At 34.2% G+C, this 15,101-nt stretch carries 10 protein-coding genes; 6 read left to right on the forward strand and 4 right to left on the reverse strand.

All coding sequences use genetic code 11. The annotated features are described in order from the left end of the window. Nucleotides 1-176: 176 nt before the first annotated feature. The gene (locus tag AC5LXV_RS06720; RefSeq protein WP_493467752.1) at nt 177-2,201 is read right to left on the reverse strand and encodes an autotransporter outer membrane beta-barrel domain-containing protein; all 2,025 of its coding nucleotides are present in this window, start codon (nt 2,199-2,201) and stop codon (nt 177-179) included. Nucleotides 2,202-2,458: 257 nt separating this feature from the next. Continuing rightward, nucleotides 2,459-4,549, reverse strand: coding sequence for an autotransporter outer membrane beta-barrel domain-containing protein (locus AC5LXV_RS06725; protein WP_493467753.1), 2,091 nt, complete (start codon nt 4,547-4,549; stop codon nt 2,459-2,461). 235 nt (nt 4,550-4,784) lie between these two features. Here AC5LXV_RS06725 and AC5LXV_RS06730 point away from each other — a divergent pair, with 235 nt between their 5' ends. After that, nucleotides 4,785-5,708 (forward strand): L-lactate dehydrogenase, encoded by a 924-nt coding sequence (locus AC5LXV_RS06730; protein ID WP_493467754.1) that lies wholly within the window; start codon nt 4,785-4,787, stop codon nt 5,706-5,708. Between the two features lie 499 nt (nt 5,709-6,207). Here AC5LXV_RS06730 and AC5LXV_RS06735 read toward each other — a convergent pair whose 3' ends face one another. Both AC5LXV_RS06735 and AC5LXV_RS06740 read right to left on the reverse strand, forming a co-directional pair. Further along, nucleotides 6,208-7,071: a hypothetical protein gene (locus AC5LXV_RS06735; RefSeq protein WP_493467755.1), complete on the reverse strand. Its 864-nt coding sequence runs from the start codon at nt 7,069-7,071 to the stop codon at nt 6,208-6,210. 11 nt (nt 7,072-7,082) lie between these two features. After that, nucleotides 7,083-8,063 (reverse strand): Gfo/Idh/MocA family protein, encoded by a 981-nt coding sequence (locus AC5LXV_RS06740; protein ID WP_493467756.1) that lies wholly within the window; start codon nt 8,061-8,063, stop codon nt 7,083-7,085. A gap of 356 nt (nt 8,064-8,419) precedes the next feature. On the opposite strand from AC5LXV_RS06740, the gene AC5LXV_RS06745 reads away from it, so the two are divergent. The 5 genes from AC5LXV_RS06745 (at nt 8,420) to AC5LXV_RS06765 (ending at nt 15,008) form a co-directional block, all read left to right on the forward strand. Next, entirely contained in the window at nt 8,420-9,070 is a 651-nt protein-coding gene (locus tag AC5LXV_RS06745) for a DUF7424 family protein (protein ID WP_493467757.1), read from the forward strand. A 730-nt stretch (nt 9,071-9,800) separates the two neighbouring features. Further along, nucleotides 9,801-11,057 (forward strand): hypothetical protein, encoded by a 1,257-nt coding sequence (locus AC5LXV_RS06750; RefSeq protein WP_493467758.1) that lies wholly within the window; start codon nt 9,801-9,803, stop codon nt 11,055-11,057. A gap of 855 nt (nt 11,058-11,912) precedes the next feature. Further along, on the forward strand, nt 11,913-13,229 hold the full coding sequence (locus AC5LXV_RS06755; RefSeq protein ID WP_493467759.1) for a hypothetical protein: 1,317 nt from the start codon (nt 11,913-11,915) through the stop codon (nt 13,227-13,229). A gap of 757 nt (nt 13,230-13,986) precedes the next feature. Continuing rightward, the gene (locus tag AC5LXV_RS06760; protein ID WP_493467760.1) at nt 13,987-14,721 is read left to right on the forward strand and encodes a DUF4123 domain-containing protein; all 735 of its coding nucleotides are present in this window, start codon (nt 13,987-13,989) and stop codon (nt 14,719-14,721) included. Between the two features lie 29 nt (nt 14,722-14,750). Next, nucleotides 14,751-15,008, forward strand: coding sequence for a hypothetical protein (locus tag AC5LXV_RS06765; protein ID WP_493466187.1), 258 nt, complete (start codon nt 14,751-14,753; stop codon nt 15,006-15,008). The last annotated feature ends 93 nt before the right edge of the window (nt 15,009-15,101 follow it).

Consider the following 15,101-nt stretch of genomic DNA (forward strand, 5'->3'; position numbering starts at 1 on the left):
AAAATAAAAGTCAAATTTTTTATTACTCAATATTAAATAAAAATACAAAAAAAACGTAGATAGATACATCTATTAGAATGATAGTTAATGTAGTGTCAAAGGCGAGATAATTGGAAATTCCCACGCCAAATAATCAACGTGGGATGAATAGATAAAAATTTAAGCTAAATAATGAATTAAAAAGAGTAACGATATCCACCATTAACCTGTAATAAATCAAATTTATTACCCGGAGAACTTTCTAAATCCAAATAGATATTATGTTTTTGGTTGAAATTAGCGTTTATGCCAACACCATTATTCCACCAATTACCTTTAAATGAGTGGCTTTCTTTATGGTTATTTAGTTTATAGTAGGTATCGCCATCAAACTCTCTAACGATACCGGTTTTAGCATAAATATTGATACTATTTTCATCTGAATTAAATTCATAGCCCAAAAGTGCTGATGCTCGGCCAATTAATGAATTGTAATTACCTAATTTAACTTTAAGTCCATTCGATGCATTAATTGAATTACCATTTTGATGACTGTAAGAGAATTGCGTTTGTGGTTCGATATAAAAATCATTAATTTTGAATTTTTGACCTAATTCCATGGATAAGCCAAGTCCATTAGAGTGTCCTGTACCTTGAATGCGATTATTAGCGGTATCTTTAACTTTAAAGTGATTTTTTTGCCGATCATATTTGACTACACCGTCAATATAAAAACCACTGTTATCTAAATAAGTTCCATATATCCCGGTGTTAAATGAACGTAATGACCCATCACCATTTTTATAATCAGGATTACCATAAGTTTGCCCGACAAAAGCCCCAATAACCAAAGGTGAATTTTCAGATAGTTGTTTATCTGCACCAAATTGGAAACCATGGTAACTCATATCAAATTTGCTTAATTTACCGCCAGAAAACGAATCTAACTTACCAGTAAAACCTCGTAACCAAACATCCCCAAACTTACCACTAGTGCGCATATCACCTAAACGTTTTAAAAGGGTTTGAGTTTCAACATAGTTCATTAAATAATTGGCATTAAGAAAACCAGCACTAGCCATAGCTGATGAAGTAATCGGCTTAGCAGTTAGCACATAATCTTTCCCATCTTTATTTAAACTATATTGATAACCACCAAGCTCAACATCATGATTAGTTTTAAATTCAGCGGTATTTGTTGCATTGTCATCGATTTCAACTAAAGTTAACTTTTCATTACCAGTAGTTTGTGCAGAACCATTATTGATTAAGTTTATCGTATGGGTGCCTTCTGCTGAGACAGTTCGGTTAGTGTCAGATGATTTTGAGATAATAATTTTATCACTTTGTTGTGAAGCAATATCGGTGCGTAAATTAAACGTCGAAGCCCCTTTTAAATTCTCAATTACTAGCTCACCAAAGTTATTACTTCTGGTAAAACTAGTGAAGGTAATATTTCCTTGACCGGATAGTTCAGTTAAATAAGAATCGTCACCCTCAAGTTCCCAAGAGGAACCTTTGGCGAGATTCATTTTTATAATTCCGGTGGTATCTTGACTAGGGTAGTCGGGATCATCTGGATCACCAAATGCTGAAACCTCACCGATAATTTTAGAGCCAGCAGCTAGGTCTAAAATAACTGTACCACCAAATTCTGTGAATATATCGCTTTTTATTATCGATTTATTATTTATTTTTACTATTCCCTGATGAACAACATTAATATCACCGTTAATAATTGATTCACCATTTAATATTAAATTCCCTTCTGATACAAAAATAGCTCCGGAATCATAAATATCCTCAGGATCATCAACATTTAAGAATGTTTTCCCATTAATGATAACTGTTGAATTTTTATCGTGTAAAAAAATAGCATCAATGTTTTCACCTTTTACATTAATGTTGAGGTCACCATCAAAAACTGCAGATGACTGAGGTCCTATACCATTAAAAGCTCGAAGACCATCAATAGTTAAATCACTTTCGATATTATGAATATCGTCTCTTGATATATTTATTGTGACATTTTTTTTGAAAATGGTGTTACTGCCAGGAGTTATACTTATACCAGATATAACTTCAGTTCCAGAGTATTCAAAATCATGAGTTATTGGAATATTGACTTCATCAGTAAAAGTTTGTGAGCCTTGTAATTTTAAAGCGTTAACCGTTAATGGCATTGCTAGGGATAATAATATAATTAATTTCTTCTTTTTCATCTCTTTCCTTTTCCTTTTCCTTTTCTTTTTCTATTTCCTTTTTTATATACTCTAAAACAGCCTAGCATATTGAAAGGTGTTACTAGTATTAGTAATTATGGTTGCTGAATAATAATTATTAAAAAAATTTTATGTTAATTTTTTAAATCATATTAGATTAAAAGTCACTTGAGTGTTTACTTTACTGATTACTGAAAAATCACACGCTTAATTAATATGCGTGTGATTGATATAATAGATTTAAATAAAATCATAAATTAGAAAGAATAGCGGTAGCCACCATTAACCTGTAATAAATCAAATTTATTACCCGGAGAACTTTCTAGATCCACATAGATATTATGTTTTTGGTTGAAATTAGCGTTTATGCCAACACCATTATTCCACCAATTACCTTTGAATGAGTGGCTTTCTTTATGGTTATTTAGTTTATAGTAGGTATCGCCATCAAACTCTCTAACTATTCCGGTTTTAGCATAAATATTGATACTATTTTCATCTGAATTAAATTCATAGCCCAAAAGTGCTGATGCTCGGCCAATTAATGAATTGTAATTACCTAATTTAACTTTAAGTCCATTCGATGCATTAATTGAATTACCATTTTGATGGCTGTAAGAGATTTGTGTTTGTGGTTCGATATAAAAATCATTAATTTTGAATTTTTGACCTAATTCCATGGATAAGCCAAGCCCATTAGAATGTCCTGTACCTTGAATGCGATTATTAGCGGTATCTTTAACTTTAAAGTGATTTTTTTGTCGATCATATTTGACTACACTGTCAATATAAAAACCACTGTTATCTAAATAGGTTGCATATATCCCGGTGTTAAATGAACGTAATGACCCATCACCATTTTTATAATCAGGATTGCCATAAGTTTGCCCGACAAAAGCCCCAATAACCAAAGGTGAATTTTCAGATAGCTGTTTATCTGCACCAAATTGGAAACCATGGTAACTCATGTCAAATTTGCTTAATTTACCGCCAGAAAACGAATCTAACTTACCAGTAAAACCTCGTAACCAAACATCCCCAAATTCACCACTAGTGCGCATATCACCTAAACGTTTTAAAAGGGTTTGAGTTTCAACATAGTTCATTAAATAATTGGCATTTAGAAATCCAGCACTGGCCATAGCTGATGAAGTAATTGGCTTAGCAGTTAGCACATAATCTTTCCCATCTTTATTTAAACTATATTGATAACCACCAAGCTCAATATCATGATTAGTTTTAAATTCAGCGGTATTTGTTGCATTGTCATCGATTTCAACTAAAGTTAACTTTTCATTACCAGTAGTTTGCGCAGAACCATTATTGATTAAGTTTATCGTATGGGTGCCTTCTGCTGAGACAGTTCGGTTAGTGTCAGATGATTTTGAGATAATAATTTTATCACTTTGATGTGAAGCAATATCGGTGCGTAAATTAAACGTCGAAGCCCCTTTTAAATTCTCAATTACTAGCTCACCAAAGTTATTACTTCTGGTAAAATTAGTGAAGGTAATATTTCCTTGACCTGATAGTTCAGTAATATAAGAATAATCGCCTATAATTTCCCAAGAAGAGCCTTTGGCGAGATTCATTTTTATAATTCCGGTGGTATCTTGATTAGGGTAAAGAAGAGTATCAGGGATATCAGCTATAACTGCACCAACAATTTTAGATCCGGCAGCTAAATCAAGAATTACCTTTCCACCAAAATCAGCCCATATATCGCCTTTTATTATGGATTTATTTTTGATTTCTAATAATGCATCTCCATAAGATTCAATGTTACCATTTATGTAAGAATCACCATTAAATATTATATTTGTTCCTTCTCCTGCTAAGTAGATAGCATCAAAATTATTATCTATATGCGTTTCACCATTAAATACAAGTTTTCCGCCCGTTACGAAAATAGTCTCATCATCATCAGAATATCTACTATCAACGCTCAAGTTTGCTTTCCCATTAATTATTACGGTCATATTTTTATCAGCTAAATATATTGCATACACATCTTCACTTTTCATTTTGATATTGAGATCTTGTTCAAAGATGGTAGATGATGGTGCCGTTATAGTCGGTGATATTAACCCTTGAATTCCGCTAATAAGAAAATTATCATCTTCCGATAATTGATCTCTAGAGAGGTTAAGTGATACGTTTTTTTCAAAAACAGTATTACTTCCAGAAGTTATATTTATGCCCGATGTAATCTTATTCTCAAAAGTTTCAAAATCATGGGTAGCTGGAATATTGACTTCATCAGTAAAAGTTTGTGTGCCTTGTAAATTCAGCGCGTTAACTGCTAGGGGGGTAGCTAGGGATAGTCCTATAAGTACTCTTTTCTTCATTGATTTGTTCCTTCTTTCCTTAGTTAATCAAAAAGTCTAACATATAAACACTAACCGCTCAAAAAATATTCGCTAACATTATTATAATTAATGATTGTTAAAAGATTTATATAGATACTTATATGAACAGTTAGGCAATTGTGGTTTATGTTGGATAAAGGTATATGATGAGAGGTAATCAATGACATTGTTAGAGATATCTATAATTTGACAACTTAAATAGGTAGGATTAATTATGAAACTACGTAAAGTGATGATTATTGGGGTAGGTAATGTTGGTTCAACCACAGCTTATACATTGGTAAATCGTGGTTTTTGTGAAGAGATCGCACTGGTCGACCTTAACAAAGATCTAGCTTACGGCCATGCGCAAGATTTACTTGATGCCGCAGCCTATCGACAAAACATGATAAAGGTCAGCTTGCGCGAATCAACGGACTGTGCTGATATTGATATTGCGATTATTACTGTTACCTCGGGATTGGCGCAGAAAAGTAGGGCAGAAGAATTGGCCGGCACCTCTAAAATCATGGCGAGCATTGTTCCCAACATGATGAAAAGCGGATTTAAAGGGATATTCTTAATCGCCACAAACCCATGTGATGCCATTACTTACCAAGTCTGGAAATTATCTGGCCTACCTCGTCATCGGGTTATTGGGACTGGTGTCTGGTTGGATACTGTTCGTCTACGTCGACTATTAGGAGAACAGATGGATATTGGTCCACAAAGTATTGATGCATTTATTGTTGGCGAACATGGTGATTCGCAATTCCCTGTTTGGTCTCACTCCTCGGTTTACGGTATCAATCTTAACGATTTAGAAAGCAAAAAAATTGATTTCAATGACATTGGGCTAAAAGCCAAAAACAAAGGCTTCGAAATCGTCAAATATAAACATTGCACCGAATACGGCATAGCCAGTACTATTACTGAAATCTGCCAACACATCTTCACCAACAGCCACCGGGCTTTAGCACTAAGCTGTGTGTTAGATGGCGAATACGGTTATAAAAATGTCGCCATTGGTGTTCCTGCAATCCTTGATCAACATGGTATTAAAAAAGTCATTGAACTCGACTTTAACGATAACGAAAAAGAACTATTTACAAACAGTATTAATATTGTGAAGGGTTATATTGAACATATTAATATCTGATTTACCTAACTAATTATGATTAGTGGGCGTTTTCAAACTGATTATTGTTAATTGATTACGCCCAATTTCATTTAAATCTTTATCATTTAATTAAGCTTTCATGTGGAAGATTAACAATACCATTTAGATTTTTTATCATTGTTAGTTGACGTTTGCCATTTAAAATTTAATAAATTTGCTTAGGTTGATTAATTGCATAGCTAAATTCTTAGCAGTTAATTCTTGTTGTTTCATGCTTAATTTTATGGCCTCAATAAGATCAGCTAATATAATTGGATAGTGCTCACTTTGCTATTTTTCAATCAATAATGCCATAGTTTCTAAAAAAATCAGACTCTGGACTGACTTATGTATACGCTTTATCAAAAAAGGTTCAATTAACGCTGGAGCTTATTGAAAATCTTTTTCTGTATTAATTGGTATAACTATTTCCATAGCTTTTCCCGAAAACATGAGGAAAGCGTTTTTTTTAAACGCCTTTGTTCATATTTCATCATTGTTAATCTTGCTTAATCGTTTTAAGCACATTATCCCATTTTTTAAATTCGGATGAATTGAAAAAACCTGGATTACCCTTTTCAAGATAAAATGCTAACTCTTTATAAATTTTTAGATTTTCTGAAATAGGATAACAAGCTAAATAATCATCTAACGCGACAATATCCTCAGCCATAGCAAATTGTTGTTTAGTGAGCTTAGCTAAATCGTTGTTTAAATTTAGCTTTCCACAATCTGGTTGGTGTTGTTTGCGTTGAAATTGGTTATCGCTAAATTGATAGGTGATATTGGCGTTGGATTCTGCATGATAAACATTATCGACCACCTCAATCATATAATTTAGCTCATAATGAGCTGCGATATGCACATTAAACAAATTGTCGAAAACTAAGGCCGAATAGTCAAATATATGATCTTCATGACCGGTATGTGCCGAAAGTATCAACTCGTCTAAATACTCACCATCTTGATTAAATGCATTAAGTAAATATAAATCCTCATAAAAACCTTCGCCTAAACTATCAAAAGTAAAATGGTAAAGAATAAATCGAGTATTCTCGATGGTAAAACGACCAACAGCGGTTAAGTCTTGCAAAGTAAAGTAGGATTGCTCTGCAACGACAGGCTTATCATAGTAGCGAAAATCATCATCAGCAAAATGAAAAAATCGGCTATCTACATATTGTCCTTTAGCTAGATTATGGGTATCAAAAGGCATATTTAAAACAGGCAAACTTTGATAGAAATCGTTAAAGTTTTCGAAATGCTGACGCTGATTATATTGAACTGGGTTGCTATTGAGTTCAGCATAGGAATAAAAACTGAGCAATAAGCTAAAGCCTAAAAGTAGTGTAAATTTTTTCATCTTATTTGCCATTAAAAATCATCAGCGGGATATTGTACGCCGATTTGTTTCCTTATTTCAGTTAACATGAATGATGATAGTAAAGTATACTCCAAACCTTTATGATCAATTTTTCGTTGTTGATAAAGCTTGGCAAACTCAAGCGCCTCGTAATACATCTCATTGCCTTGTTGTTGGATACTAATAATTTGTTTTTCACCTTGACGAGGATAATAGGTGACTTGTTCGCATACCGAAAGATGATCAATAACCAACGCACCATCTTCGCCTTGAATTTCGCTAGGAATATAAGAATTGGTTACCTTTGAATGCCAAATGATCACATCAAAATCCTCATAATTACAAAGCACACTACCATGCGCATCAACACCAGACGGCAATAAGCTCGATGTGGCATAAAACTGATTTGGTTTTCCCCACAAACCAAGTCCAAAATTGAGTGGGTATACACCAATATCCATTAAAGAGCCATTAGAAAACTCAGGATTAAACGTATTGGGATTATGGCCATTTAAATAACCATCATATCGAGACGAATACTGGCAGTAATTTAATAGCGCTTTACGCAACTTACCTAATTGGGGAAGATAACTTTTGATTAATTCATAATTGGGTACATAAAAAGTTTTCAACGCTTCAAAAATAATACATTGATTTTGTTTAGCTATCTTAATCAACGCTTGAGTTTGTTGATAATTCGAGGTTAACGGTTTTTCACAAATTACATCTTTACCGTGTTCCAGCATTAATTTAGCTTGTGAAAAGTGCAATGAATTTGGGCTGGCAATATATATTACATCGACATTTCGATCACTGGCTAATTGTGTTAAATCATCAAACACCATCTTTGCCCGATATTTATCAGCAAATACTTGAGCTTTAGTTAGATCTCGCGAATATACCGCAACCAGTTGATATTGTTTTGATTTCAATGCGGCATCGATAAACTTTTCAGTTATCCAATTGGTGCCAATTATTGCAAGTTTAATCATTGTTCACCTTTTGTTCTAATTTGCCTTGGTTAGTGGGAGTTTCATAAAATCAGTAATTAAGTGTTACTAAAATAGAATGGAGTATAGCAAAACCGATTAATTTGAAAAGTGATAATCTTTCAGACATTTTACCAATCTTTTTATCTCTATTTTCATCATATTGAAATACTATGTTTACGATTGAATAAACAGTTATAAAAAACAATTCAATAGTTACTAAACTTAACTGCTATTTGCCTTTTGGTTATATTTATTATCTTATAAATTATTTTTGTTCGTTATAATGTTAACTTGAAATATTGCAGATAAAATATAATAATTCTAACAAAATTTTTTTTAATAAAAGGAAGTAATACATGAAAAAAGTACTCATTTCGCTAATGTCAGTCGTTTTATTATCTGGTTGTAAAGTAGAACTAGCCCCAACTGTTAATTTAAGCGACATAAATAGTGATACCGCGAAAACCATCCAATCAAAATTAATTGTTGAAGTAACTTCGTGTACTGATTATAAAGATTCACGCAATGAATCATCCAGCTTAATTGAAGCGAAAAAAGGGATAACTGACGTATTTAGTGATGCCAAATATGTTGAATGTTATAGAGAGAATATGGACTCAAAAGCATTATTTGAAATTCCTATAACTGTCGGAGGAAAAGAGTTTACCGGTGATATCCAATTAGCTAATGCTGATTTTGGTGGTGGCTTAGTGATAAAAATGTCTCCAGGCTTAAAATCTAAAATCGATAAAGCTAGCAAGGCTGGTATGTCTAAAATACAATCATCTGTGACAGTAAAATTAAAAAATGACACTAGCTCAAATGTTGATATTGTGGCACATTCAGTTTACCTAAATGACAAACCAGTAACCATATCGACTTACACACTATTAGCAGGAAAAGAGAATACATTTAAATTATCCGATGTCTCAGTATCATCTGCATTTGATAATGGTGTATCAATCATTTATGAAGATTTAAATAATAGAATGAAGTTAGAAAAATAAAAACTAACATCTAACAAAATAATAAAACCCTCGTATGAGGGTTTTATATTCTATCTATGCGAACAAAATAAGGTTAGCCAACTCAGCAAGTTATAAATTAAATTAGAACAATATGTAATCGCTTTTTTGAACAATGAAGGCATTCAAATAGATATCACGCCATATCTCTATATATGGATAAATTGACTTTAACAAAATCAAGTAAAAATTTCGTTTCTTAAATATCCTCAATAGCATCATCTCAAAAAGTTGATGTCTCTTTTGCAATAGCATAAGCAAAAAAAGCATATGGTTTATTACATCTGTTAATTAGTTCTTTACGAAAGTTAACAAATAGACGAAGAAAATAGGTTGCGGGGATTTTTTTACATCTTTATACTATTCTAATATTTTAAAGGAAGTTAGAGGCTATAGTTTAGTCGCCCAAAGTCATAAAATGTAAATTAAACATAAAGTTATTTGACAGGATCGTCGAAATGGATTATAATTTAAAACACCCAACACCCAACACCCAACCTGGACAACCTATAATTTAAATTCGGCTAAGTTAAGCGTCCAACTTTTATTTTTTGCTCTAATCTATCTTTTGTCGAAATTGCACGGAATTTTGCAATTTTTTGCGCGGCGATTTTTATATCGCTTCCTTTTTTCCCGGCGAATCCTTTTAAGATCAATTTTTTGTTTGTTGTTAATAACTTCCTATTCTAGCCTTGCCTTAACTGCTAAAACAATGAATATAATTAATGGCAATGCGCCTTATTTAACCTTCGATGGTGGTCGTACCCAAGCGAAAAACACCAATGGTCTGCTCGAGATATCTCTTTCTGATGGTAGCTCATTTACTCCCTCATTCCCTAATTCAAAAAACAATCCTATCGTTTTACCTGTTGCAGGTCAGAGTTTTGTGGATATCGATATGTTGGTACCAACGAACACAGACTCTATTGCATTAAGTTCACTTATTGGTCCTCCTTATAATTATTGGGGGGATGATGATGGTGATGGTCAAGGGATTAATGGTATTACTGCTACCGGTAGTTTAAGCTTATCCATTGTTGATAGAGATAATCAGCCAGTTGCTCGCAACACGAAGTTAGAGATATGTAAAGGACCTTATAAATTAACCTTATCTAATACTAGTGGTTCATTAAAAACACGTTATGGTGTGCCTAATGAAAGTCGTTTTAGTGCGAGTAATGTCACTTATTATATTAATCCTAAGTCAGTACCAGAGATTTGTTTTGTTAGACCTATCATGAGTGCTAATTTTTCATCAGGTAAATATGCAGGTCCAGCTTCCATATGGGACCCTCGTAATGGTTTTCTTCCCCAGTCAGTTACGCCATCGTCTTATGGTTTAAATTTCCCTACAACGGGAGCTAATAATCTATATTTTGATTTAGATATAGGCGGTGTAGCTCAGCCTTTAATGTGGAAGGCGGTTTCAGCTAATGGTGATATTAAGGTAACGATGACCAATTCAAAACGGGATAGTGTTCGGATCACATTAACTGGTCCAGTCGCAAAAGAGTCGCAATGGAGTTTAGATAACCCAGGTAATATCGATAAACCATCTTTGCCTCAGGTAATTGAGTTAATCGGTCTTGACAGTAATAATAATGAAGTCCTTAAGTATGGTTTTGTGTTAAAGCAGTGGTTCGTAAATCGCGGTAATAGAATGTACACTTATGCTAGTATGTCATCTTGGTGTACTAATATTGGTTATCGTTTGGCTAAAATTAAAGATTTAACTAATGCTAATTATAATAATTTAGGTGCTACACCTTCGTCATCGGGCAATCATCTTCAGCGTACCATTGGAGCCGGGTTCTTCTCAGAGTGGTCCATTCCCGCTTCTTACGTGGGTGGCAACTTCGTCAACTATTACTATTGGACAAGTGATCCAACGAATTTTATCGTTGTAGCGCATACAGGTGAGGTGAAGGGGTGGAGAACTGAAAGCTACGGGGTTTGCGTCTATCCTTAGCTTTTGGTTCTTAATCCTTGGGTGCAGGTGTTGAGGATAGGAAAAATCGAGTTAGTTAGCTATAGAATAATTGCCTTTAAATGACAATGAGTCAACGAAGTGAGCGATAAAAAGTGATTTTCAATCGTTAGCATGAACCATCCGCTCTAATTGGGCGGATTTATGTTTGAGGTATATTTTTTGGGGCTAAAAATATGTGAGGAAAGTGTTTTTTGGCAAAATTTATCATTTTATATATTAAATTACTAAAACTGCATTGAGTCGAATAATTAAACAAAACACTTAAAAGGTTTAGGAAACATTTTTTACAGTTCAAAATCCGATATAAAAATTCAAAATATCGAGTATAAATGTATAAAAACGACTATTTTTACCTAAAACAAAACTTTTTATCGTCAATACGTTTAAGTTTATAAGGATAGGTAGCGAGTGTATTTTTAGTTAGAATAACTTTTAGGCGATGCGATTTTAGCGCCTTTAGTGATCCTCTTTACGAAAGTTAACAAATAGACGAAGAAAATAGGTTGCGGGGATTTTTTTTGATCTTTATACTATCTTAATACATTAAAGGAAGTTAGCGGCGATAGTGTAGTCGCTCAAAGTCATAAAATGTAAATTAAACATAAAGTTATTTGACAGGAGCGTCGAAATGGATTATAATTTTCAACACCCAACACCCAACACCCAATCTGGACAACCTATAATTTAAATTCGGTTAAGTTAAGCGCCCAACTTTTATTTTTTGCTCCAATCTATTTTTTATCAAAATTGCACAGAATTTTGCAATTTTTTGCGTGGCGATTTTTATATCGCTCCCTTTTTTCCCGACAAATCCTTTTAAGATCACTTTTTTGTTTGTTGTTAATAACTACCTATTCAAGTCATGCGTTAACGGCAAGCACTTTAAGTGTCATTAATGGCCGAGCGCCATATTTGACCTTCGACGGTGGTCGTACTCAAGCGAAAAACACCAAAGGCCTGCTTGAGATATCCTTTTCTAATGGAGATAAATTTACCCCCGAAACCAATAGTTCAAGTTTAGACGATCCTCTTACGTTACCTGAATTGGGTCAGAGTTTTGCGGATATCAATATGTTAATACCAACAAACACTGATTCTATTGACTTAAGTTTAATTATTGGTCCCCCCTTCAATTTTTGGGGTGATGATGATGGTGATGGTCAGGGTATTAATGGTATCTCCGCCACTGGCAGTTTAAATTTATCCATTGTTGATAGAAATGGTGAAGCAGTTACTCGCAACACGGTACTAGATCCCTGTAAAGCACCTTACAAATTAACATTATCTAATACTGAAGGCTCATTAAAAACACGTTATGGTGTGCCTAATGAAAGTCGTTTTGGTAAGAGTGTAGCAATTTATTATATTAATCCTAAGGTAAAGACAGTGATTTGTTATGTTAGACCTGATATGTTTTTTAACTCAGGTATATATGAAGGTTCTCCCATGTGGGATCGTTTAAATGGTTTTTTTCCGCAGTCATTTACGTCATCGTCTTATGGTTCAAATTTCCCTACAACGGGTGCTAATAATTTATATTTTGATTTAGATATAGGTGGTGCTCTTTACCCTTTAAAGTGGGAGGCGGTTTCACCAAATAGTGTTATTAAGGCGACGATGACCAATTCAACAAGGAAAAGTGTTCGAGTCACACTAACGGGTCCATCCGTGAAAGAATCGCAATGGAGTTTAGAAAACCCGGTAAATATCCCTAAACCTTCTTTGCCTCAGGTATTTGAATTAATAGGTCGTGACAAAAATAATAATGAAGTCCTCAAGTATGGTTTTGTGTTAAAGCAGTGGTTCGTGAATGGGGGTACTACAAAGTACAGTCCTTCTAAAATACCATCTTTGTGTACTAGTATTGGTTATCGTATGCCAGAGGTTAAGGATTTAACTAATGCTAATTTTGACGATTTGGGTGCCACACCATCTTCACCCGGTAATTATTTCCAGCGTCATATTGGTGCAGGGCTCTTCACGGAGTGGGGTGCCGTCGCCAAATACAGTGATACTGGCTTTGTCGAATACTATGATTATTATACGGCAACAAATGGTCAACTGCATAGCATTTATTGGACTGGTAGAGTGGCTGATAGAAATTCCATATCCATACAATACGACCTCAACATGACTTGTGTTTATCCTTAGCTATATTATTTCTTAGCTCTTAATCCTTTGGTGCGGGTGTTTAGGATAGGAAAAATCGAGTTAGTTAGCTATAGAATAATTGCCTTTAACTGACAATGGTTTAACGAAGTGAGCGATAAAAAGTGATTTTCAAACGTTAGCATGAACCATCCGCTCTAATTGGGCGGGTTAATGTTTGAGGAATGATATTTTTTCAGTAAATATTTTTATTCAATAAACATCGATTGATGATATAAACTCCCTGATTTTTTTTCCAAAAGATAACCTATTTTATAAAATCCGAAATGAATTTAAATCATAACAATTTTCTATTATTCTTTATTTTTAATAGTTGTTGTATTAAGAAGGTTATTAATGGAATGTCCACACTTTTTCATACAACAAAATTAAGGGGTAACTGTTTATTAAATGCCATCGGCGTCAAATAACCTAATGATGAATGCCGCCGATTGTTGTTTTACCAATATGCATAAGCAGAAAAACGTTGTCGTAGTTCATTCGTATTGGTGAATATCTTATTTTTGATAAATTCAGTTTTTATTGTCTTAAATGTCGCTTCAGCAACGGTATTATCCTAGAGGGTGACGTTTGATATCCTCAAACAGCTATATTTGCATTTGTTGTTCAATATTTATGCGATGAATTAGCTTAAATTTCATTCGCTATTAGACCAATCATATAATTGCCTTACGGTTTTAAAGCCCCTATAATCAAGTCAATAACATTATCGATTATCGGTGTTGATTAAGGGGTCAAGATGACTAAGCTTGCACTATCAGACTGGAGTCAAATAACAGCCATGGCAAAGATGCCGCTTTACGCTGTGTTATCGAATGTCAGTGATGCGCAGTCAGTGAAAAACTATTATGTGACTGATGGCTCGCAAACTCCTTATGGGCTTTATACCGGTACGCCCTATACTAATTGGCATAGTGTGATGCCAATGATTGTCCAACTTGATGAAAATAGTCCGTTTTTAAATTGGGTCAGCCAAACTGAATATCAGAATTGGGGGTGGTTGGCACGTTCACATTTGCCCTTTGAATCGATTTGTGCTCATCTGCGCAGTTTAACCCAAGTGATTATGCCGGATGGTGAAACGGTCTTTTTTCGCTACTGGGATGGTACCTATTTGGCTGAACAAATCCGTTTTATGGCCGATAGTTGGGCTGAGGTATTACCGGCGTTTGCCTTTTACTGGATCAATGGTGAACCTTTTACTGTTTTTGTTCCACTACAGGCAGAGGCGCAAGTTTCCCCTTGGTGGCAAGTGCCGGCTGAACTTATCGATTATCTATCACAAAAAAATAAGACGCCTTTAATTGGTAATATTATTCAATGTTTGCAGGAAGAGTATCCAACTTACTATTTTCAATTTGATGAGGAGATTATACATAAAAAGCTAGTACATCTATTATCGCATCTTGTTATTGAAAAGGGTGAAAACGGCGTAAGTAAAGCGGTTCAACAGCTAATTAAATACACATTATAAAAACACAATACCTCACAGGGATGTAAAATATGGATAAAAAGAATCGAAAACAAGAAGTTTTACAGTCTGTCTTAGCGCGTTTCTCTCGTATTTTAGACGATATCGACTACTCTGCTCACGCTAAATATAAAAAGAAGTTACAAGAAAGTGGTGTGGCAAGCAGCATTCAAATATTAGCATTAAATGATAAGCTCAGTAAAACCATGGAAGAAAGGGCGGAGGAAATAGGAAGGGGCTTACCCCCTGGAGATATCCACAAGAAGAATATAAGGATAAAAATGGAGTAACCGCGCAGTGTCCTTTAAATAAACAGATTATTATTCAATATGGATTTGAACTCTCAACCTCTGTATTTTCCGATGCCCCTGTAGAGGCAGCCC

This window comes from Gilliamella sp. LMG 34359, from assembly GCF_984569085.1.

Coding starts and splice junctions, on each gene's coding strand:
- AC5LXV_RS06750 (WP_493467758.1), top strand. CDS start 9,801: ATGAATATAATTAATGGCAATGCGCCTTATTTAACCTTCGATGGTGGT.
- AC5LXV_RS06735 (WP_493467755.1), bottom strand. CDS start 7,071: ATGAAAAAATTTACACTACTTTTAGGCTTTAGCTTATTGCTCAGTTTT.
- AC5LXV_RS06745 (WP_493467757.1), top strand. CDS start 8,420: ATGAAAAAAGTACTCATTTCGCTAATGTCAGTCGTTTTATTATCTGGT.
- AC5LXV_RS06725 (WP_493467753.1), bottom strand. CDS start 4,549: ATGAAGAAAAGAGTACTTATAGGACTATCCCTAGCTACCCCCCTAGCA.
- AC5LXV_RS06760 (WP_493467760.1), top strand. CDS start 13,987: ATGACTAAGCTTGCACTATCAGACTGGAGTCAAATAACAGCCATGGCA.
- AC5LXV_RS06765 (WP_493466187.1), top strand. CDS start 14,751: ATGGATAAAAAGAATCGAAAACAAGAAGTTTTACAGTCTGTCTTAGCG.
- AC5LXV_RS06730 (WP_493467754.1), top strand. CDS start 4,785: ATGAAACTACGTAAAGTGATGATTATTGGGGTAGGTAATGTTGGTTCA.
- AC5LXV_RS06740 (WP_493467756.1), bottom strand. CDS start 8,063: ATGATTAAACTTGCAATAATTGGCACCAATTGGATAACTGAAAAGTTT.
- AC5LXV_RS06720 (WP_493467752.1), bottom strand. CDS start 2,201: ATGAAAAAGAAGAAATTAATTATATTATTATCCCTAGCAATGCCATTA.